Annotated in this window: 14 protein-coding genes; 6 read left to right on the forward strand and 8 right to left on the reverse strand. The window is 48.6% G+C overall.

Translation table 11 applies throughout. The features are described 5' to 3' along the window. Nucleotides 1-16 precede the first annotated feature (16 nt). The 3 genes from ABXS88_RS10105 to ABXS88_RS10115 all read right to left on the reverse strand — a co-directional run bounded on the left by ABXS88_RS10105 (nucleotide 17) and on the right by ABXS88_RS10115 (nucleotide 1,465). Nucleotides 17-526 (reverse strand): NAD(P)H-dependent oxidoreductase, encoded by a 510-nt coding sequence (locus tag ABXS88_RS10105; RefSeq protein ID WP_353671921.1) that lies wholly within the window; start codon nucleotides 524-526, stop codon nucleotides 17-19. A gap of 89 nt (nucleotides 527-615) precedes the next feature. Next, the gene (locus tag ABXS88_RS10110) at nucleotides 616-1,125 is read right to left on the reverse strand and encodes a L,D-transpeptidase (protein ID WP_353671922.1); all 510 of its coding nucleotides are present in this window, start codon (nucleotides 1,123-1,125) and stop codon (nucleotides 616-618) included. 55 nt (nucleotides 1,126-1,180) lie between these two features. Beyond that, nucleotides 1,181-1,465 carry a hypothetical protein gene (locus ABXS88_RS10115; RefSeq protein WP_353671923.1) on the reverse strand — a complete coding sequence of 95 codons (285 nt, stop codon included), beginning with the start codon at nucleotides 1,463-1,465 and terminating at the stop codon, nucleotides 1,181-1,183. 265 nt (nucleotides 1,466-1,730) lie between these two features. Between ABXS88_RS10115 and ABXS88_RS10120 the strand changes: the two genes are divergently transcribed. The 5 genes from ABXS88_RS10120 to ABXS88_RS10140 all read left to right on the forward strand — a co-directional run bounded on the left by ABXS88_RS10120 (nucleotide 1,731) and on the right by ABXS88_RS10140 (nucleotide 5,745). Continuing rightward, nucleotides 1,731-2,327, forward strand: coding sequence for a nucleoside triphosphate pyrophosphatase (locus tag ABXS88_RS10120; RefSeq protein WP_353671924.1), 597 nt, complete (start codon nucleotides 1,731-1,733; stop codon nucleotides 2,325-2,327). A gap of 137 nt (nucleotides 2,328-2,464) precedes the next feature. Continuing rightward, nucleotides 2,465-2,989, forward strand: a complete 525-nt coding sequence (locus tag ABXS88_RS10125) for a hypothetical protein (RefSeq protein WP_353671925.1) — start codon at nucleotides 2,465-2,467, stop codon at nucleotides 2,987-2,989. A gap of 107 nt (nucleotides 2,990-3,096) precedes the next feature. After that, nucleotides 3,097-4,695, forward strand: coding sequence for a 2,3-bisphosphoglycerate-independent phosphoglycerate mutase (gene gpmI / locus ABXS88_RS10130; RefSeq protein WP_353671926.1), 1,599 nt, complete (start codon nucleotides 3,097-3,099; stop codon nucleotides 4,693-4,695). Nucleotides 4,696-4,742: 47 nt separating this feature from the next. Then, nucleotides 4,743-4,976, forward strand: a complete 234-nt coding sequence (gene secG, locus ABXS88_RS10135; protein WP_353671927.1) for a preprotein translocase subunit SecG — start codon at nucleotides 4,743-4,745, stop codon at nucleotides 4,974-4,976. A gap of 28 nt (nucleotides 4,977-5,004) precedes the next feature. After that, entirely contained in the window at nucleotides 5,005-5,745 is a 741-nt protein-coding gene (locus ABXS88_RS10140) for a matrixin family metalloprotease (RefSeq protein ID WP_353671928.1), read from the forward strand. Nucleotides 5,746-5,761: 16 nt separating this feature from the next. On the opposite strand, the gene ABXS88_RS10145 is transcribed toward ABXS88_RS10140, so the two are convergent. After that, complete coding sequence (locus ABXS88_RS10145; protein WP_353671929.1) at nucleotides 5,762-6,847, reverse strand: hypothetical protein; 1,086 nt, start codon at nucleotides 6,845-6,847, stop codon at nucleotides 5,762-5,764. 66 nt (nucleotides 6,848-6,913) lie between these two features. On the opposite strand from ABXS88_RS10145, the gene ABXS88_RS10150 reads away from it, so the two are divergent. Further along, entirely contained in the window at nucleotides 6,914-7,885 is a 972-nt protein-coding gene (locus ABXS88_RS10150) for a stage II sporulation protein M (RefSeq protein WP_353671930.1), read from the forward strand. 238 nt (nucleotides 7,886-8,123) lie between these two features. Here ABXS88_RS10150 and kaiC read toward each other — a convergent pair whose 3' ends face one another. The 4 genes from kaiC to ABXS88_RS10170 all read right to left on the reverse strand — a co-directional run bounded on the left by kaiC (nucleotide 8,124) and on the right by ABXS88_RS10170 (nucleotide 22,651). Then, nucleotides 8,124-9,686 carry a circadian clock protein KaiC gene (gene kaiC / locus ABXS88_RS10155; protein ID WP_353671931.1) on the reverse strand — a complete coding sequence of 521 codons (1,563 nt, stop codon included), beginning with the start codon at nucleotides 9,684-9,686 and terminating at the stop codon, nucleotides 8,124-8,126. A gap of 97 nt (nucleotides 9,687-9,783) precedes the next feature. Beyond that, nucleotides 9,784-10,098, reverse strand: a complete 315-nt coding sequence (gene kaiB, locus ABXS88_RS10160; RefSeq protein ID WP_353671932.1) for a circadian clock protein KaiB — start codon at nucleotides 10,096-10,098, stop codon at nucleotides 9,784-9,786. A gap of 77 nt (nucleotides 10,099-10,175) precedes the next feature. Continuing rightward, complete coding sequence (locus ABXS88_RS10165; RefSeq protein ID WP_353671933.1) at nucleotides 10,176-11,078, reverse strand: circadian clock protein KaiA; 903 nt, start codon at nucleotides 11,076-11,078, stop codon at nucleotides 10,176-10,178. A 230-nt stretch (nucleotides 11,079-11,308) separates the two neighbouring features. Next, nucleotides 11,309-22,651 carry a SwmB domain-containing protein gene (locus tag ABXS88_RS10170; protein ID WP_353671934.1) on the reverse strand — a complete coding sequence of 3,781 codons (11,343 nt, stop codon included), beginning with the start codon at nucleotides 22,649-22,651 and terminating at the stop codon, nucleotides 11,309-11,311. Nucleotides 22,652-22,707 lie beyond the last annotated feature (56 nt).

A 22,707-nucleotide genomic window follows, 5' to 3' on the forward strand; every position in this document is an offset into this window, starting at 1 on the left:
AGAGCAGAGGTTGTTCCTAGACTCTAGGCAATTGAATAAGGGCCTGGACAATCTCGTAAATACTTTCCTCCCGAGCGGGTTTTGAGGCATTACTGACTAGTTGTCTGCCCACCACATGGGAACCGAGATGGGCCAACTGCACTCGCAGGGCCATCAAGACTTCATAGCCCCCACCGCCCGAATGGCTGGCAATAGCAATGGGACGACCGTTGAAAAGGCGACGAAAATCCTCTCCATAGACAGATAACCAAGCAATAACATTAGTGAGTACCGGAGGAATAGAACCGTTATATTCCGGCGAACAAATAATCCACCAAGGCGCTGAACCGAGTTGGTGAATTAGGGGCGGCAAAATTGAGGGAAAGCCTTCCTTTTGTTTTTGGCGCGGGGTAAAGAGGGGCAAGGGCACTGTCGTGAGATCCAATACTTCAGTTGTTAGGCCCTGAGCCATACCGGCAACGGCAAAACGTTCCGCGAGCTTTAGGTTTTCACCATTACTGGCGCTGATGACGAGGAGCTTTGTCATTACCTTATAGGGAAACTAGAATGCTTGAAAATTTCTCCCATTATGACCCATCCCTTAACAGAAGAGTTAACTCTTGTTATGCTGACCCGCTAGGGATGGATCAGGACAGAAACACCTAGGTCTGTCCACTCAAAGAGCCATTGGGCATGGTCAACTGCAACATTAATGCAACCATGACTAACGGGAGTACCAAAACGATGATGCCAGTCGGCCCCATGGATGGCGTAGCCGTGATGGAAATACATGACATAGGGAACATTGGGCCGATCATAATCAGCCCCACGCATCCGGTCTTCTCGCAGTTTTCGCTGAATAGTGAACAGCCCTGTTGGCGTGGGGGTTTGGGATTTACCTGTGGAGACAATGACGGCATAGATGGGGGTTTTCCCTTGCCAAGCAATGAGACGTTGGTGAGCTAAGTCAACTTCTAGCCAACGCTGCTCGGAATGCTTCAGAGTGGCGATCTGTTCGGCTAGGCTTAGGGAAGGAGGCTCGGCCGGGCTGGGAAGGAGGCAAAGGCCGAACATTGTTAAAGATAAAACGGATACGATTAGAATCTTCTCGGTGGGTCGGCATAACTGAGGGGAGCGGAATGACATGGTGTCCCTTCCAAACGAGGACTAATAGAGTCGTCGGTGTCCTTGAGGGGGGGGACTAATAATCCCGTGCATCTTGGTAGAGGTAAAAGTTAAACACTTCAAAGACTCCCCCCACCAGACTACAGGTGGCGCCGATAATCAGCAGGCCGGGTAGGGCCGAACCATCCCCAAAAATGATCAAAAATTGGAGTAGAAGTAAGGTGGCCGCTTGGCCGAGGGCCGTTAACCAGGGAATCCAACTGAGCAACCATAGTCCCGTCAAGAGAGAACTGACGACCACAATAGGCAGAGCAAAGCTAAAGAAAAGGGCCAGGCTTAGGGAACGAACGAGATTAGACATCGTAGTTATCTCCTGATGGATCATGTATTCTCAGGAAGAAAACACTTGATACGCTATGGACTACCCCTACCTTAGTTTGAGTTCCTCCTTTTCGCGCAATCTTTGCTGGAATAGTTATAAATCTTAAGTTTTTATTAAAAAGCTTTGTGAATCCAGTTAAAGAGTTATGAAGATAGCACACGAAAAGATATATGTTGTCACAATTTGAGACAATACTCGGGCTTCAGAGAAAGATACAGTAAAGATAAATGCTTTCTTTCTACTAATGTCTGTACCGTTATTTGTCCTCGCTTCTGCTTCGCCTGCCCGCAAACGTTTACTTGAATCTGTGGGCATTCAGCCCCTGGTCAAGCCCAGTTTTTTTGATGAAACTCTTGTGGTTGCAGAGGATACCATCTCCTTGGTGGAAGGATTAGCCCTCGCCAAGGCCAAAACTGTAGCCCCAGATTTTCCCCAGGCCCTGGTGTTGGGTTGTGATTCTCTCCTGGTGGTTGAGGGCCAGGCCTACGGAAAACCGACGGATGCCGCCACGGCCGTTGCTCGCTGGCAAACCATGCGGGGCAAAATTGGGGAGTTATACACTGGCCATGCCTTGATCGATGTAGAGCAGGACAAAACCATTTGCCGCACGGGTCTTACCCATGTCCACTTTGCACCGGTCGAAGACGCAATAATTCAGGCCTACGTGGCCAGTGGGGAACCTCTCCAGTGCGCTGGGGCCTTTGCGCTAGAAGGGAAAGGAGGTGCTTTAATTGAGCGGATTGAAGGATGCCATAGTAACGTCATTGGCCTGAGCTTACCCCTGCTCCGACAAATGCTAGAAAATTTAGGCTATAGCATTGCCGATTTTTGGCCCTGTTAAGCGGTCTTTTCAATGTCAAAAAGGCATAACAAAAACAACAAGAGTCTTGTTTTGTGAAGTTAAATATCAGGATGGGATTAGGGTCGGAATTCTCCTAAATAATAGAAAAGTAACGCTCAGTCCAGCGAATCAAAATTATGAATAGTGTCATTCGTCCTTTTTCTTCCTCCTTAAATTGGCCAGCCTGGGTAATGGGATGCCTAGGCTTCTGGCTGAGTGCCAGCTTAGTGCTGGATTTAATTGTGATGCCGAGTCTCTTTGCTGCTGGCATGATGGGGCAAGGCAGTTTTGTCGAGGCCGGTTATTTTATCTTTGGGCTATTTAATCGAGTTGAACTCCTCTGTGCTGCCGTCATTCTTTCCGGTCTATTTTGGCTTCGTCATAGCCAAGCCGGAGACGCAAGCATCAAGCCTCTTACTCTGATTTTGGCGGGCCTACTGTTACTGATCGCCCTGAGCTATACCTACGGCCTAACACCGGCCCTGAGCGGCCTAGGCTTTGAGATGACTCGCTTTAACGCTGAGGCGGGACTACCGGCAACCATGATGCCTCTGCATGGACTGTACTGGAGTTTAGAAAGCCTTAAATTGCTGGCAGGCGTTTTGTTGTTAGCTCAATGCTGGTCAAGTGTTCTCCGCCACCAAACCAGTGTTTCCAGCTAGGGTGCGAGCCGGAATAGCACAAACTGGGGAAAAATTCAGCAGAATCTAAGCCACAATGATATTATCTAGGGTCATAGAGATGTCGTAAAAGCAATGGGGCAATGAAAATGGCACAAGCACCTGTGTCTCCGGTGGTGCTAGTTATCCTAGACGGCTGGGGTTATCGACCCGATCAACGGGCCAATGCAATCGCCTTAGCACAAACACCCGTCATGGATAGTCTATTTACAACCTATCCCCATACTTTCATTCACACGTCCGGCAAAGATGTTGGCCTGCCCAAGGGGCAAATGGGCAATTCTGAAGTGGGCCACCTTAATTTAGGGGCTGGGCGGGTCGTTCCCCAGGAATTAGTTCGCATCAGCGATGCGGTGGAGGATGGTTCTCTGTTCCATAATCCAGAATTAGTCGAAGTTTGCAATCAAGTACGCGACAAAAAAGGTAAACTGCATCTGATTGGTCTGTGTTCTGACGGTGGCGTCCATTCTCACCTCGATCATTTGCTGGGCCTACTAGATTTAGCTAAGCTCCAAGGCCTGACCAATGTCTGTGTTCATGCCATCACCGATGGCCGCGACACGGCGACGACCGAAGGCATCAATGCCATCCAGACTATTCAGGCCCACATCGATAAAATTGGGGTGGGTCGCATTGTCACCGTCAGCGGACGCTACTTTGCCATGGATCGTGACCGCCGCTGGGACCGGGTGGAAAAGGCCTATCGTATTCTCACCCAAAATAATGTCGGGGATGGGCGCACGGCAGCTCAAGTCTTAAAGGACTTTTACGCCCAAGACATTACCGATGAATTTATTCCGCCCACGCGTATTGCCCCCGGAGCGGTCGAGGCCAATGATGGCATTATCTTCTTCAATTTCCGTCCTGACCGGGCCCGTCAACTATGCTACGCTTTCCTGATGCCGGGCTTTGATGGCTTTGAGCGAGAGCGGATTACCCCCCTGAGTTTTGTTACCTTTACCCAGTACGATCCCCGATTGCCGGTGAAAGTGGCCTTTCCACCGCAAAATCTTAACAACATTTTGGGAGAAATCATTGCCCGTGAAGGCCTGAAGCAGTTTCGCACCGCAGAAACCGAAAAATATCCCCACGTCACCTACTTTTTCAACGGCGGCCTGGAACAGCCTTTTCCGGGAGAAGAGCGGGAACTCATCCAAAGTCCGATGGTGGCCACCTACGATCTGGCCCCCCAGATGTCGGCAGAAGCCGTGACCGATGTGGTCTGCCAGGCTATTGCCAAGGGCATTTATTCACTGATTGTGGTCAACTATGCCAACCCCGATATGGTCGGGCACACAGGGAATTTGACCGCCGCCATTGAGGCCATTGAGACCGTTGATATCGCCATCGGTCGGCTCCTGCAAAGTGCCAGTCGCCAGGGAGGAACGGTACTGATTACCGCTGACCATGGTAATGCGGAGTATATGAGCGATGAAGCGGGTAATCCCTGGACGGCCCACACAACTAATCCCGTTCCTTTTATTGTGGTAGAAGGAGAAGGACGTAAAATCCCTGGGCATGGGGGCCAAGTGCAATTGCGGGAGAATGGCCGCCTGGCCGATGTTGCTCCAACCATTCTCGATATCCTAAAATTACCTAAGCCAGTGGAAATGACGGGGACGTCTCTGATCGAGCCTTGTCTGGTGGAAATGAAACCGAACCGCACCCCCGTTAACTTAGCCCGTTAGGTTAGTTTTCCTAACTCCATCCTCCGCCCCATCTTAATGTATTACCCATGACCCTTATTGCACTACTTCGTTTAATCTGGATTGCCTCTGCGGGGCTTCTCACTGTACTCGTTTTACTCCATAGCCCGAAAGGGGATGGGCTCGGTGGCATTGGCGGCCAGGCCCAATTATTTTCCAGTGCTAAAAGTGCGGAAAAGACCCTGAACCAAGTCACTTGGACTCTCAGTAGTATTTTTGTAGGCTTAACCATTATTCTCAGTGCGAACTGGCTGGCCAAGTAACCGGCGACGATATTGGTTTTGGGGCAGCTTGTTGGTCGTTCTCATCGTCTTTTTCTCGCTGGCCTCTTCTCCAGTCAGACTTCTAGCCCAGAATTCTCAACCGAATCCCCGACCAAGTCATCCCCTTCCCGCATCCCTCCGGCCCTATCAGGCTAGCTCCCCGGAGGGAGATTATTTTGAGCAAATTCGGCCCTCCCCCTACGGCTACCTCATCTGGTCGCGTTTTCCCGTAACGGTTTACATCGAAAAAAGCCAGGAACCGTCAGATGGCAGGGCCAGCCAGCAACGGTTTCAGCAGTGGACTCAGGCGGTTCAACAGGCCCTGGGCGACTGGAAGGCCTATTTATCATTGCAGGAAGTCAATGACCCAGCCCAGGCGGATATTCAGATTTATCGTCGTGAGCCCCCCTTGGGCGTCCATCGCGATCCCAGTACCGGGCAGGTGCAAATCCCCAGGGCCCGCAATGCCCAAACCCGCTACGAAATTTATCAAAGTTTTACCCAACCAGCGCTGCTTCTACACCGCATGGTGATCGAAATTAAGCCCGGTATGGGTCCCCAGTCGATTTTAGCGACAGCCCGCCATGAAATCGGCCATGCCCTCGGCCTGTGGGGTCATAGTCCAGTGGCAAAAGACGTGCTTTATTTTTCCCAAACAGCCCAGTCACCCCCCATTTCCCAACGAGATATTGCCACCCTAATTAAGGTTTATCAACAGCCGACCCAGTTAGGCTGGCCGTTGGTTAGCGGTAGGGAAACGGCCCCTTAACGGGGCCAGCGTAAACCTAGCGAATTTTATAGATAGTATTTTCGTCGTCGAGTTGTTCCACAATCACAATCATGTTTTCCTCTTCCAGGGCCAAGAGTCGAGATTTTAAGATTTTTTGATCGCATTTGAGTTTCATCAATAGATCCATGAAACTAGCCTGGCCCCGCTTCATCAAGTGATTGAGAATAGCTAAATCCGTTTCTTCCGTCGCTTTTGTGGGGTCTGTAACGGGACTATCAACCGGGGCAGTTTCTTCGTCGCTAAAATTCATCGGACTATGATAGCCTGGCATTTCTAACGATAAATTGAGCCCTTCTTTGCGAACGCGCAGGTCAAAGTAAGCAACGGCTTTAACGGCCTGCCAAAAGGGAATCAGTAGGGCCCCAAACAGCAAAGTTAGAGGGAGATCAATCAAGGAAGCAAATTCTTCCCCTTCGCCAATAATAGCGGTAACTAGCGTTCCTAAATTACTAACGATACTAATCGGAATGGTGATTAAAACCGCGATAAAAAATACCAACTGCAAGGAAAAGACGTAGCCCTTGGTTAGTTGCCAACTACGCTGAATAGCTTCCATGGGTTTTAAATTGGGTTCAATAGCTAAACAAATTTCCGTCAACGAGAGACGAGAATAGAGCCAGATATAGCCGAAGAAAAAAGCAATCACAAAAACCATCACGCCTAAAACCAGGAGGGCCGAAATAACAAAATTTCCTCCTCCCAGGCCAGAGAAAAGTAACCCAGCAATAACGCCCACGAGAATCCCGACAATCACAAAACCGAGCAGGGCCAGCATCAGAAATAGCCCCATGGCGATGGAGGCGACGAGGAAATACCAAAGCTTGGGCATTACCTGACGACGGGCTTCTAGGATCGATTCAGGTTGTTCCTGGGCCTCTTGAAAGGCCAAACGACCCAGCAATCCTTGGATAGCTAAAAACTTAGCCCAGCCGTAAACTGGCACAAAAACCCAGAGATAGGCTCTAAAGGCCTCGCCAAAGTAGTTTTTAAAATGGTCTCGATAAATACGCAGGCCCCCAGTCACAATATCCCCAACACTGAGTTTGCCCTGGGCGGCTCCAGTACTGTAATGACGAGTCATAGCTAAAATTCCCTATTGCTTTTGCTGTTATGGTAGAAGCAAATTCTTCTCCTGCGCGTTTTTTTCATGAATCTTCGTCGTTGGTTAGCCCGCCGTGACCCAAACTGGCAAGAATTGGGGCATCTGTTAGATCTCGCAGAAAAAAAAGGTCTTAAGGCCCTTTCGGGCCAAGATATTCAACACCTGGCTAGCCTCTATCGTTCCACCTCCGCTGACCTGGCCCGGGCCAAAACGGTGGGGCTAGGGCCGACCCTGATTCAATCCCTACAACAACTCACTAGCCGGGCCTATAGCCAAATTTATCAAGGTTCCCGCCACCAGGAATGGCAGGCCGTTGCTGAATTTTACCGCTGGCGCTTGCCCCTGGTGATGCAACAAACCTTTCCCTATACACTGGTGGCCACCGTGATTTTTCTGCTGGGGGGCCTGATCGCCTATGTCTATAGCCAACGGGATCCGAGTTTTATGGCCCTGGTGGTGCCTCAAGACCTAATTACCCTGGTGCGAGACGAAAACAAGCTCTGGATGGGGTCAATTTTGGGATCGGAACCCCTGGCCTCTAGCAATATTATGATCAATAACTTGCTGGTGTCCTTTCGGGTGGTGGCGGGGGGAATCACGGCGGGCCTCTTCACCGTCTATGCCCTCTTTTACAATGGCCTGCTGATCGGGGCCATCGGCGCTTTAGTGGGCCAGCACCAACTGGCTTTTCCCTTTTGGGCCTTTGTTTTTCCCCACGGGGCTCTGGAATTACCGGCCATTTTTCTAGCAGGAGGAGCCGGTTTGTTGATTGCCCAGGCCCTGCTCTGGCCTGGCCGCTATAGTCGCCTAGCAGCCCTCAAACAAAACAGCTATCAAGCGGCCCAACTGGTCTTTGGGGTGGTACCGCTCCTCTTCATTGCCGGCGTGATTGAAGGCTTTATTTCTCCCAGTCTCTGGATGCCAAGTCCTTTGAAATATGTCCTGGGAGTTAGCCTATTCCTCCTGCTGTTGACCTACGGCCGTCGTTCTGAGTCAGGGGTTAGCCCCGGCAACTAAGGCAATTACTCACAAAGTTTATACCGGCAAGTCCCCCAGTCTTGGGGGAGGTAGGGGGCTTAGTAGCGGGATTCTTTTTCTTGCGTATGCGTACTGTCTAATACCCAATCTCTGCAACCTGACCCCACCCATCCTCCCCTTGTTAAGGGGAGGTGCCGTAGGCGGAGGGGTAAAAATTTGTCGCTCTAATTTGAAGAATTGGTCTAACCTCCTTTGAGGTTATTGGCTCACCAAGCACCTACTCTTCAATGGTTTTATCCCTCACGCCCCGGACAATACGGGACAACTCGGATTTTTCGTCTACACTGACACGAGTCGGAGAACCACTAATAATGCGCTCGTAGTTGCGGAAGGAATCCTTAATTTCGGCCCCATCGTGGCTAATACTATACTCCCGAATTCCCTTATCGTGCCAAGAGCCTCGCATCTTGAAGACGTTAAGAGCCCGGGACATTTCCCCCCGAATTTCGACGTATTGCAACATGATAATCGTATCGGTGATGGTGGAAATATGGGACTCGGTAATGGAATGGGCTCCCATAAACTGATCCGTTGTATTGGTGAAAAAGCCGGTAATTTCCTCCTGTTTGGCATAGCCCGTCACACCGATCACAAATTGTCGGAAGGCGTTATTGGTCACGCCCCGTGCTAGGGCCGAGAGGGAATCAATGGCGATGCGGGAGGGTTTAAATTCAGAAATTTCTGACTTGATCATTTGTAGATGATCCTCTAGACCGGCCGACTCGGGATAGGTACAGAGCAGTTTGAGTAGGCCCTTTTGCTCCATTTCTTCAAAGTCAATACCCCAGGAAGACGCATTACGGGAGAGTTGGGCCCGCGATTCTTCGTAGGCAAAGAGAATGGCCCGTTCCCCTTGACGACAGCCTTCCTGTAAAAATTTGCTGACCAGCAGGGTTTTGCCCGTCCCCGTGGCCCCAGTAGCCAAAATAATCGAATCCCGGAAAAAGCCACCACCGCACATTTCATCTAGGGTTTTAACACCGGAGGAAATTCGAGTATTAGAAGAGCGTTGAGTCAAGCGCATGGCCCCCAGCGGAAAGATATTTATCCCATCATGGGTAATTGTGAAGGGATATTCTCCCTTCATGTGGGTTGTTCCTCGCAATTTAAGGATTTCCACTGTCCGGCGTCGTCGTTCGCCTTCGAGGACATTTCTCAGAATGACCACGTTATCCGATACGAATTCCTCTACGCCAAAGCGAGCTATGGGGCCGTACTCCTCAATCCGCTCCGTGGTCATGATCGAAGTGACCTGCAACTGCTTGAGGCGGGCCACCAAACGGAAAATTTCCCGTCGCACCACCGAAGCCGCATCGTATTGCTGAAAAACTGCTGTGACGGAGTCAATGGAAACCAATTTTGCCTTGTATTTACGGACTGCGTACTGAATTCGTTCGATCAGGGCCGAAAGGTCAAAGCTCCCCACGACTTCCTGTCCCTCGGGATCAGGAGAGGCATCGAGAATAAAAAATTTGCCTTCATCAATCAGTTGTTGGAGATCCCAGCCAAAACTATAGGCATTTTGGATAATATCGGTGGGGGATTCCTCAAAGGTGATAAACAGGCCAGGATAGTCAAAATGTAGAATCCCATGGTAAAGAAACTGAACCGCCAGCAGGGTCTTCCCTGTCCCCGATGTCCCACTCACCAGGGTTGTCCGTCCGATGGGCAGGCCCCCATGGGTAATTTCATCAAAACCTTCGATGATCGTCTGCATTTTCTGGACTCCTTTGCGGGGAGTCTGGGGACGATTTTGATCATTAACAATGGGTTGATTCATGTTTAAAATAAAATGGCTTTAAGGATTCACTATGACAGTTGGCTCTAAAAAAAGATTAAAATTGATGCTATCTGGGAAAAATAATCATCCCTCTCCCCTAGAGTTCACTTTCCCGCTCTCGGATTTCATCATAAAGTAAATCTAAACCAATCAAAACTTTTTCTCTATCTGAAAGGTCTCCAATAATTTTCCGCACGGGAGGGGGGAGAATTTTTGCCAGAGTTGGCGTCGCCAAAATTTTATCTTCCTCAGCCAATTGAGGGTTCTTGAGGACATCAATTACCTTGAGGGCATAGACTCCCTTGAATTCTTGCTCGAGGATATTTTTGAGCATTTTTAGGGCCCGGACAGAGTTGGGCGTATTGCCGGCCACGTAGAGTTTAAGGACGTAGGTTTTTTTAAAATTACTCATAGTCATGATCCGAAGCAAGGGGTAAAGGAAAAATGGCAGCAATATTAAAGCTTGGTGAGGGCCAGACCCAAGCTGACTTAGTCCGTCTGATAATATACATCAAAAGGTATATCTTCTCTCGGAATAGAGCGACGGTACATTTCGCCCAAGTGAGCCAGAATATCAATCAAGGCTAGGCGATAGTCCAGTAGAATTTCTTCACTCCGGCCCTCTAGTTTCAGGTGTTGAGAAAATTCATCCATTAACTCCATGTGAATTTCTAAGATTTGGGAAACAGAAATGTCAGCGAAAAAAGCCTTGTTAACAAACTGATCGATCAATTGATTAATATCAAAATCTTTGGCAAAATAGTTAAGAATAATTTCTCGATATTCGACCCCCATTTGTTGCAAGAACTCTTTTCTATCGGAGGTCGATAGATTACGATAAAAATAGTTGGGGTTTCGTTTGTAATACACACCGAGGTATCCCAATCTTTCTTTGAGCTTGTCGGCTAGGCGGCGTTGTTGCAGGAGCAAAAAGCTCTGTTCCGAGTCTAACGCCTGGCTACCCTGGGGAGGGGGATGGTTGCGAGGAAGAGCACAACTCGGCCCGAGGTGGAGATAGTGGGTAATCGCCTGGTCAATCACTGCCGGTAGATGGGCCCACTGGGATTCCGGCAAATGAATTTCTGCATAGTGGTAAAGAATGGTTGTCGATTCTGTCGCATCGGGGGGGAAAGGGGAAGTATTTTGGGATTCTAGGATAATAATTGGAAGCAGACGGCCTTGTTCGTAGAGTTGATTAAAGAAGGGTCGAGCAGGACTATCATTGACCACAATTAAGCAATCAACATGTTCCGTGTAGTTACTTAGAAAGGTCATAAATTCCTTCAAATCACTGAACCGCGTTAGACGATAGCGGTTGCCCTGGAGATGCACCAATACTTGCTGGGCGATGGCATCAGGAATGAAAAGACATAGATAGAGGGGGGACTGCATGGGCATCTACAACGAAAAACAACGATATTTAAGGGATCGAGGCCAAGAAATGCCCAAGCATAACAAAAAGCAGGCGGATTCTAATAAGAACGTTAGCATAATCTGCTAGAGAAGGAAAAGTATTGATTTTGTACTCTACTCCGTCCTGTTTCAAATGGCACCACCGGGGATAAGTTCTCTCTATTTGGCTTTGGTACCGAATCTCCTAGTGAAGTTTAAGGGCTATGGGTTTAGGAAGCCTGAAATTGTAAAATCATGTCATTGTAGTCGAAGTCTCCTCCCCCCACTTGGTCTTCAAAACCAAAGAGATTGTTGCCCAAACGGGCCATGTGACTAAGACCATCAGGATTAGCCAAACCAAAAGAAAAGAAGGCCAGGGGCTTTTCTCCTCCCAAATTATCGGGATTTTGGGTCAGAACCTCGGCAATGGTGGCATTAGGAATGATCACCATTCCGTAAATGTGGTTCCCCAAGAGGTTAATTATTTCTTGACGTGTGTTGAAGTTGTCGGGGGTGTTTAAGGGCACCCCGGTCAGTGGGTTTTGGGCCCGGGCTAAGGCCTGGCGTGTATAGCCGCTGTCTCCCGGTCGGACATCAATGTGAGTATCTCCATCTAGATCTAGGCCGCCGGTTAAACTATCCACTTGATAGAGGGCAATCAAATTTTGATAAGCTGCTGCCCGACTCAAGGAGGCTTGCAGTGGCACCGTTTGACTCCAGGCCCCCGGCACCACCAAAGCATTGGAACCAATTTCAGCTGTGAGGCCAGCGAAGAAGAGGGATTGATAGCCCCGGCTTTCCCGAACAATTTGCGGTGTTTGCAGGGAAGACAGTTGCAGTTGGTTATCTGCTAGGGCATAGAGGACATAGGGCTGATTTGCCGTTAATTGGGAATTGGCCAAAGTACCGAAGAATTGCTGTTCTGAGGACACCAGGGCCTTGGGATCAATAAAACTCTGCTGGGCCAAGCCAGAGGTCAGGGCCTGACTGGCCGCACTACCGTCATCTTGAAAAAGTACTTGCCTCAAATCCGGTTGGCTTAAGCGCTGTCGGGCTGCTTCGAGATAGCCGGAGTCGCCAGGGTTGAGGCCATCAATTTGGCCCTGGGTGGAATCCACTGCCAACCAGCCCAGTTCATAGTTAGCTAGAGGGGCGTCAATCAGACGGAATTGAATTTGTCCATCCGCTGTCGTTGGGGCCAGCAAGGTCTGGTTATTCTCGGTGATCAGGCCCGGAATGGTTCGACTAATATAGCCCTGGGTTTTTACCAGGCCGTTGGCCACGCCATCGGCATCCCCCCGGCCACCGTCTTGAAGCGTGAGTTGAATACCGTTGGGGGTATCGCTCAGATGACTATTGGCGTAGGTAAAGACCGCACCGGTTTGGTTCTTGAACAGTAACGATTCGTATTGAGATGTCTGGGCATTGAAGTTAAAAAAGTCGTTAAAGTCCCCCGTGCCATCGGCTGCTATATCAATCTGGGCCTGGCCATTCGCCACTGTTGTTGAAAAAGTTAGTTGTCCCACTAAACTATTTTCTACTGGCTCTTCTTCATAATGCCAGCGACGCATTTGTTCCCCATTGGCATTGGCCTGGAATTGTAAATGTTTTGGCCCTGTTGGAGGCTCTAGGCTCTCCTCTGACAAAGAAACCAGCAGGCCAAACTGACGATTGCCGGTGTCAATACCATCATTCGGGACGATAACCGTCACACTTTTCTGGGTCTCTCCCGGTGCAAAGACCAGCCGACCGGCAACGGGTAAATAACGACCGCCCGCTTTTCCGTCTTCATCCACCGTTTGATAGCTCACCAAACTATATTTGTTTAAATTGCCACTGCGCTGAATTGAAAACGTTGCGAGGCCTGTTTGCTCAGCAACAATGGGATTAGAAATAAATAACTGAGTCGGCGCATTCGGGTCACTAACCACCGTAGAATTAGGGACATTGGTTAAAGTTTGTTGACTCTCCAGTAGCGTATTTTCGGCATTGGCCGTGGTCGAGGGCAAAATAGTAGCCGGCGTATTCTTGCTAGGGGCAATATGGGCCGGGGGCTTAGCCTGATTAACTAACACCTTAGCGGCTGAGCTTTGGGACGTATATTGATAATACTTTTCTCCATACTGATAAGTTGTGCCATCAGCCTGGAAATCGGTACTCAGAGCCAGATTATCAGCCTCATCCTGGAGAATAACCAGCGTATTATTACTGGATAGATTAGTGACCGTTAAGGCGTTCAGCGTTAAGGTATTCCCGCCATAGTTGCGGATGTCGATAACCTCAAAATCTTGCAGTCTGACCCCCGGTGCTAGGGTCGTCAGATCCCAGGCCTGACCGTTATAACCGTGGAGTTCCAGCACATCCAGGCCCGGCCCGCCATCCAGACGACGAAAATAGGTGTCCTTCAGCTCAACCCAATCATCGCCTGGCCCTGCATAGACGACATCCAGGCCCCCGCCGGTATAGATTTGGTCATCTCCCTGGCCGGCCACAAAACTTTCCCCGGTGGCAGTACCGAGCATGACATCATCGCCGATAGTGCCCGTTTGATTCACCGTGTTATTAAAATCACTGCCAAACAGAACGTAGCTGAGGTTATCGTTGTTTCCCGGGGCACCAATAATTAAGTCATCAAAACCATCGCCATTAATATCTTTCCCGCCACCGACGGCAATCCCAGCCTGGGAATTAGAAAGCCCAGTAATCGTAAAGCCCTGAGAAGGCTCAAGCTGAGTTAAATCCGCGAAGGGATAACCCAGTCCTATATCAGAACCAACAAGCCCTCCGAAAACGACAAAAGTAGCCCCTTGATTATTATTTGTAGTAGAAGCCCCAACTATTAAATCATCATAACCATCTCCATTCAGGTCTCCAGTATTGGTAAATTCATTAACTTGCGCGGGGGGAGTTGAGTAATTTTCATTCCAGTTTAATGTTGACAAAACCAAACTGGGTGCCGAGCGGCTAGATAGGCCTTGGGGTGTTCCATAGTATATGTAAATAGCGGAGATAACTGGACTAGAGTTTATGGATTTAACAAGTATCGCTATATCTTCCAGACCATCTCCATTAAAATCACCTATGGAATTCAACCTATCAGCAGTTACATCCGCAAATCCAAAGTCATAAAGTTCGACAACCGTTGGTGTGGAAGGGGGATAAGAATAGAGAGAAAAGCCCCCTATATTATTATCGGTAGCAGTTGGAAGATTAATGGCTAGTTTACTATTGCCATCTCCATCAATATCTACTCCTGTTGCGGAGGTTACTGCTATCGAAGGAAGATTGCTGGACTGAGCAAAATTCGGTAATTTTCCACTCTGATTACCAAGGGAAATTAAATTACTTCCACTCGTACTAGCTAACAAGATGTCATCATAACCATCGCCGTTATAATCTTGAATGGCAAAAGCCTTGGAAATACCTGCTAGTTGCGACAGAGAATTGGCATCAGGAATCATGGTTAATTGTTTCTGTCCACCCAATTCAATATTTCCCAATACCAAGTAAAAATTATTGCTATTGTCCAGAATACCAAGGTCTTCTAGTCCATCACCGTTGAAATCCCCAAGACTGATTAAGTCCTGAATAGTGGCATTTTGAGCAGTAATGATTAAATCATCCGTGCCACTAGCGGCATCTAATAAATCCTTCGTGCTTTTGCCAAAAATAATCACTCCAATAGCGCTACCACCGGAAAAGACATCAGCAAATCCATCCCCATTAATGTCACCTAACATTCGCACAATAGTGCCATTACTTGAAATTTCCCCAAGCGGTGGCAGAGAGGAACTCAAAACCTCCATCCCGGTACTTCCTGTAGAGCGAACGAGATAAAGCTGATTATCTAAAACCGTACTGGCCGGAGTATAGCTGCTGGTTCCTGCTAATTGATTCGTCGTCCAGCCAATCGCGTTCGTAGAAGTACTGAGAAAAAGTGTTTGATCCGCATCAACAACATTGGTGGTATTGAGCAGATATAAGGCCTGGCTATCACTCGTTAGGCTGGGTGTTTGTTCGGTACTTAAGCCTGGTACAGAAGTCAGTGACCACGACAAGTTACTGAGATCCGTCCCCGTCGTATAAGTTACATCAACGCCCTGGCTAGGACTACTCTGAGTTCCAGTTTGATAGGCCAGGTAAAGTGTATTGTCTAAAACAGTGGCGCTCACAGCAGTAGGACTGGTTTGATTATCAGTACCATTGTTGTAGGTGACAGGATAAGCAGTAGACCAGGAATCACTCGATTGAGGATTGTCGGAATAGACATAAAGAATGCGACTACTACTATCTTGGGCTGTAAAAAAGGTGAATAAATGGTTTTGATAAAAAACCAGGGTTGGGGAATTAGTGGAAGTTTGCCCAGGAATTTGGTACTGAGGACTCCAGTTTTGCCCTCCATCCGTGCTGTACATAATATTCAGCAACGGGTCTAATCCCAGATAAGCCAGATAAAGCGTGCCTTGCTCATCCACGGCTAAGGAAGGCGAAACATTGGTGGCCCCATCCGCAAAAATCGGGACGGCTGGACTCCAGGTTTTGCCATTGTCTTGGCTGGTTGTCCAAAAAATCCCTTGATTAGTGCCTTCTCCCTTGATGGCCATGTATAACGTTCCTTGATAACTGACCAGGGCCGTGGTTTCATTGGTACCTTGATTGGGAATCGCAGAATTGACAACCTTAAAGGTGCTAAACGCATTGCCATCAATGACAAAGCCGTTGTCGGAAGAGACATCCGCCAGCTTAATACTGCCGTCATCTTTTAAATAAGTCTGGCCATAAACGGCATAGGCCTGTTGGGCATTGGGGGCCGTGATCATTAAATCATCAACATTATCGCCATTAAGATCACCGACACCTACCGCCGCTGTGCCAGCAATCTGGTAAGGCAGACTACCATTTAGTAAAAAGGCCTTGTCACTACCCGTAACACTGAGATCAAAGAGATTCCCCGTGCCGTCTAAGGTGAGAGGGCCAAAAAGCAAATAGCTCTGTCCTGTACCATTACTGGCCTGGGGGGCCGTAATCAAAAAGTCTTGGTGCCCATCACCGTTGATGTCGCCGGGAAAGCTCACGACACTGCCAGCCTTGCTACTGGGGATGCCGCCATTAATGGTTAAGTTACTGACGGTATTGAGGAATTGCCTATTGGGATTTTGTGTGGCACTACCGCCCTTCAGCACATAGACCGCCCCGGCATTGGCATTAACCCCTAGGGCAGAGATGGCCAGATCCTTTTGCCCATCGCTATCGATGTCTTCGGAGGCCAAAGCAGATCCCGCTAAATAGTTAGCCGCAACACCGTTAGCAGCCGGAACATTGGGCCCGGCATAGCTCAAGGTCGGACTAGCAGATAATCCATTAGCACTACCCGCCAAAACATAAACCGCGCCAGCAGTAATCGGTGTTGCATCGGGAAATAGGCCCTGACTGTCACTGGGGAGTCCTTGCTGGCCCTGCCATTGGTTGTTAACCGAAATAGGATAGCCCGGTGCGCCAATAATCAAGTCGTCGTAATGATCGTTGCCGGCAAACGTCGTAGCTCCACCGACATAACTGGAAGCCGCCAGGGTATAACCGGCGGCCTCGCCGACCGTCACGGTTTGACTGGAACCATCGGCCTGTTTCGACGAAATAGGTTGGGTCTGGCCGCTATAGACAGTGTTCGCTGTTATAGGATTCGGTGGAGAACTGGGGCTGAATCCCTTGATCAAATAAACTTTACCCACCACAATCCCGTCACTATTCTTGGCCTGGGGGGCCCCGAAGGCAACGTCAGCATAGGTATCATTATCAAAATTACCCACTGTAACGGCGTATCCCGCCGCGCCCTCAGTATCTAAACCATTAAACACAAAGCCCATGTCCGACGGCGTTGTCGTTAAGCTAGCAACATCAATGATCTTGCCTTTATTAGTACTTAAATAACTGCCATAGATGACGTAGATGGCCCCGTTGCCATTGTTGGCATTGGCATCGCCAATCACTAGATCGGGAATGTTTGTGGGATTCCCTGCGATGTATCCTGTGACCAAACTCAGGGCCAGATTATTTTTGGCAGTTCCCGCATCCGCCAGGCCAGTAATGAGAATACCATCGGGATTGCCCAATAAATCCGTGGTCGTCAGGATATTTGTCTCCGTACCCTTGAGAGCATTGCCACCGGCGAAGAGAATTTGAACCGTACCATTGTTAACGAGAGTTCCTTGATTATCGGTATAGCCCCGGTTGCCCAGGGCCACGTAGGCCAGGCTCCCATCTGAGTTAAAAGCACTCGTAGCCACCGCCCCAATCGCCGTGTTGTTGGTATTAATCACAAAGCCGCTATCAATATTGGCCAGGGATGCATCATTGGCCTCGGTGACAGTGGCAATCCCCAGCACTTGAGTGTCTAGATAGTCAGTACTATTGGCCGCAACAGGGCCTCCTTGGTTGGGCAGAGCCAGGACGAAGGGGGGGGGAGTTACACTGCTTGCCACACCTTTGTTGTCTTTAACGTACACCGTAATAGTGGGAGTACCCGAAAAAGTATTCCCGGTGGTATCAATAAACAAATTCAGGGTCTCGGTTTCCCCCCTAATCTGGTGATTTAAGCCAGAAAGACTAGCATTACGGCTATTGAGCAGTGTGGCCCCATCAGTAAAGGCCAGTTGACTACTATTGCCCATCGTTTCTCCCAGAATCACCCCGACCTGATAGCCTCCGATAGCTGTGCCATCACCTTTCTGACCAACTCCCCAAAGGAGATTCGTATTACTCGATACTGTCACAGCAATGCCTGTAATTTCCTGGCCCTGGTAGCCCGTTAGGGTAATTTGAAAAATGCTGTCGGCGAGGCCATTGGGGAAAATCGTGGTTCCTCCTGGCGAATTGGTCACAGCCACGATGTCCCAAACTGGGTAATTGGCATCAGCCAGAATTGTCGGCACCACCTGAGGGATAGGATCAATCTGGCTAGGGGCCTGCCAAGTGCTAGAAGTACTATCCCAAAGACTGTAGTGAACCTCAGGGCCGGGGGGAACGGGGTCAACGTAGCGAGCTTGGTAATGATTACCAATTTGGTCAACACCCAAGGTGCCATCCACCAGATCATTGCCGTTGAGGTTCATCGCATCGGCCGCAGTTAAGCCAGAATTGCTGGATTCCGAAGCGGTCAGAATCTGATTATAAAAGGCCACTTCATCGATATAAATTGATCCCCCGTTACCGACAATTGATAGTGTGCCAGAACTGATTTGGGGAAAGTTACTAAAACTGATATTGTCTAGACTCTCGACTAACTCACTATTCAGATACAAGGCAAGACTGTCTTGAGAAGCGTCATAGGTGCCGACGACGTAGTACCAAGTATTAATGTCAAGGGGTTGGGTCGTAATAATAGTTGAACTATCTGTATTGTTTAAGCTGAACCTTAACTGAGTATCGTTGACAGTAAAGAGAAAAATATCCGCCATAGAAACCACGTTGGGAATGGCGTTGAGACGAGGCAATTTAAACCAGAATTCCACCGAAAACCCCTGGGAACTGAGGGGAATGGCCCCATTCAAGGTCAGGCCCCCACCCTCAAACAAAACGGCTGGATTAGGATCTCCCGTATTGCCTGACTGCTCTAAGGCCCCCGGTTGATTCAGTTGAAATGAGCCGCTATATTGACCCTCGATCGTCGCAAATTCACCAGAATTGACGGCAGTTGGCCCTGTTAACTCTCCCAGACGCAAATAAACTTGGGGGTTATCATTTTCTATCAACGTACTATAGGAAGCGGGCTGGCTTTCTGTCCAGAAAATAGCTGGTTGGCCCTCAACATCCGTGATCCTCAGTTCACTAAAGGCATCGGGGCTTGTTTCCGCTAGCAGGGCCTGGGGAGTTGTCCATTGACTGCCATTCCAGCTTGACCAGTAAATTGTCGTTGTAGTCTCGCCAGTGCTGTTATCCGATTGGGTATTGAGCCAGGCCGCGATCAGGTCGCCATTGGGTAAGCTACCGAGCGCCACCTTTTGGTCTTGGCCGGGTTGTAAACTCGCAATGGGGGCCGCTACTGTCCATTGATTACCAGGCCCTAAAACCGAGTAGTAAATATCCGAGTTGGCAAGGGCGTTATTAATGGTCTGGGCCTGTTCACTAGTATAGTTTTGGCCGGGAATGAGCTGGAGGGGGACATTACGGGTGTCAACATTCACCCAAACGGCCACATTGGTCTGGGTTGGGCCATGGGTAATCAGAGCCGGGTCAGAATTAAGGCCCGCAACACCAGGAATGGTTGTCAGGGGAGAAACATCATTCTCACCAAAGGGATAGAAGGTGGTTTTGATGACCGAACTAGAATTGGCGGGGGTGGTCAGAACTTCAAACTTATTGATGGTAAAGGCATCGACCGTTTGGGCATTTTTATCTACCAAGCTATGGCCAGTAACGGGATTATAGGCAATGGACACCGCATCGCCTTGACCAATCAGTGCTTTCCCCACACTACGATTAGTGAAAGCGCCAATACTTAAAACTACAGAAAGATCACTCACTGTAACATCAGTAATCGAAGCGGTTTGATTATTAATCATTACCGTAAAATCTTGACCTGAAATGTTAGATTTTTGGGCTGATAGCAGGCGGTCAAAAGGAACGACTAGAGTCTGGCCTAGGCCATAGGCCTGATAGCTGTTATTACCCAGGGTCAGGTCGAGGAGAGACGGATTGACCAAATTATCCGAGGCCTGACTAGCGACTAAATTAGCGAAGGGTTGAATCCAGAATTGGGTTTGGGTCGGGTCAGTGAAGTAGAGATTAGTGCTGGGATTATTGTTAACTAAGGAATAGCTAACCGTGACTTGATCGATGGAAGTAACCGTTGTTGCCAAGCTTAACGTGACGGTATTATTGGTTATGGCCAGGCCGGTGACGGCGATGGATTTACCATTAATTGAGATGCTGAATTGATCAAGACTGGGCAAATTTTCTTGGGTTTGACTATTGCCTAAATCAGCCGAAAAACTGAGATAAATTGAATCGTCACTCGCAATGGCAGAAAGGGGCAGAAGATAGGGGGCATCACTACTCCAGGCAATTAAAACTTGGCCTGAGTTGGTCAGGGCCAGGGCCGGAGGGCCGTCCTGAGCCAGATCATTATTCGTATTCGCGGCGATTTTATTGATAGTTGCTGAACTCCCAAAGGTGCTGTTGACACTACCGGCAGCAGTCGGCGGATTCGCACTACTGATGGAGAAAGCCGAGATCGGTTGATTATTGGCCGTTGTTAGAATATCTTCCGTGCCGCTGGGATTGTAGGTAACGGTGTAAATTTCACCGGCGGGAAGACTGGAAGCTAGGGTTAACACCAGACTTTTGGCGTTAATTTGGATAGCAGAGGAAGCCGGGGATAATTGCAGGGTAGTATTGTTCGTAGTTGTGATCGTGAAAAAGTCAGGATCAGGAATACTTTGGGGATTTAAGGGTGTGTTAAAGTTAATGGCTATTTGTTGAGCATTATTCTCGTAAAGAGATTGAGTTCCCCGTGTCGGATCGTAGGTATAGGTAATATTTTGTGAACTATTATTGGTTACGGTTACATGGGTAAAGTCATTCAGTTGATTGCCGCTATAGGTTACTGTAATCGGGTTAGGAATAGAGTCACTTAAAGGTTGATCATTGAGGGTTGCATAGGGAATAGCCTGTTCTAATCGCAGAATAATGGTATTGCCTTGAATAACGACATCAAACACAGGAATAGTGGACTGATTACCTTTTGCATCCTTAACCGTAACCGTGAAATCTGATGGCGTTAGGTTAAGGTTAGAGGCTAGGTCTGTGGTGAAGTTAATCGTCAGTAAGGTGCCATCAACACTCGCCGTTGGTGATGAAGCTGTAGAGATTGCAGGTAGGACGAAGGACGCTGATTCAGGATTCGGGGTTAGGTTCCAGGTAAAAGTTGGAAATCCCGCCCATCTAGTACTAAACAAGCCCCCCAAAGTACTAATTGTTAAATTAAAGGGAAAGCCAAGCGTGAAGGTATCACCATCTTTATCCTGCAAGTTAATGGTAAAGTCTAGAAATACACCGAGGGAACCCGCTAGTTTTAAAAGGTAGGGAATCGAAATGGTCGTATCAACCCCAGCAGTAATAGGAATGCCTAATAAAAGTGATTCTACTTCGAGAGGATCATCTAATTTTTTGGAATCAATCGCGAGGGCAATACTGTCAGCAATATCTGCAATAACCGCAACACCAAGAGCCAAGGGGTCAGGAATCGATGTGGCTAAAAAGGCTGTGGTCAGATCTCCAGTAGAACTAAAAACAGGAATAAGAGGAGGCTCATAACTAGGATTTTTATCGTTAGGAGCGGCTTGCCATTGGAAGGAAATACCCGCATTCCCAAATAGGTTAGCAGTGAAACCTATCTTACCCAAAGGGCCACTGGTTGGAGCGACTAAGGGATAGGTGAACGTGACGGTTACCCCGAGACTGCCGGTCTCTAGAGCGAGGGGAAACTTGCCAGCACTATCTGGTTGATTAAAGGTATAGAGTGTCGCCAGTGTAACGGATAAACCTAAATCCTTTTGCAGTGGACCGTCATCGTCACTACGGCCTTTCTTGCTTAGCCGGCTCTTCGCATCACCTGTTGTATTTAACCCTAGAGTTGCAACGGCATTTAATAACAAATCCCCTGCTGTAGAGGGAAGATTATTTGGACCACCAAACAGACTCCACTCCGGATTACTTTTAAGCAAAGAGGTCTGGAGTGTCCCCGATAAATTAAACCCTAAGTTATTAAATAAAGCTTTAGTCTTTTTAGGGCCTTCTTCTTGATTATTTTGTTGATTTTGTTGGTTTTGTTGGTTTGGCTTGAAGAAAGCAAGAAAAGCCTGAAATAATGACAGAGAAAAGTTCTGAGACGTATTACCATTCCAATTAGCGGCAATTTTGGTTTTGGCTTCCGATACCGTTAAGACGGAATAGCTGGCCTTCGGGGAATTTATCCTCTGATTGACATACAGAGAGGATGGTTTAGCGGCCTGGTTGATTAAAGAACTGCTCGCGCCATTACCAGAATTGGAAGGATTACTAAACTGACTGCTGGAAACCGAAAAGGATTGATAGTATAAATCAGTATCTTCTCGAACACCCTGATTGCTGGCCTGATCTGTATTCACTTTCTGGCCAACGACCACAACTTCTGTCGTGCCTTGATTGTTGTAGGTAATGGCCCTGGGCTCTAGATCTGCAACCGCATCGGCTGTCAGGGCCTGGGGCCGATTTAACCATTGCAAGCCGCCGCTGGCATTGTATTGCGCCGCCGTATAGAAAAAATTGCTCTCATTCTCACTGCCCTGCTGATAAACTACCGCTAGGCCTGGGGCCGGTTGCTCATTTCCTGTGATCAAGGTCTCGCTGGCGAGCAAGTTTAGACCAGTGACCTTTTGTTGCCCGACCTCAGCGATCACTTGGGCCTCTATCCAAGTCGCGGCATTATCATCGTAGACAGCATGCCAAATTGCTGCATCCTCGACCCAAACAACGTGGGTAACGCCAGCGGCATCCGTGGTGATAGCAGAAAGATGGTCAGTCAAACTAATGGACATACAGTGTTCTTAGCCTGAGGGGAGGAGACAGACTCAAGCCTAGCGTAGGCTTCCGT

It is taken from the genome of Synechocystis sp. LKSZ1, from assembly GCF_040436315.1.
Taxonomy (GTDB): domain Bacteria; phylum Cyanobacteriota; class Cyanobacteriia; order Cyanobacteriales; family Microcystaceae; genus Synechocystis.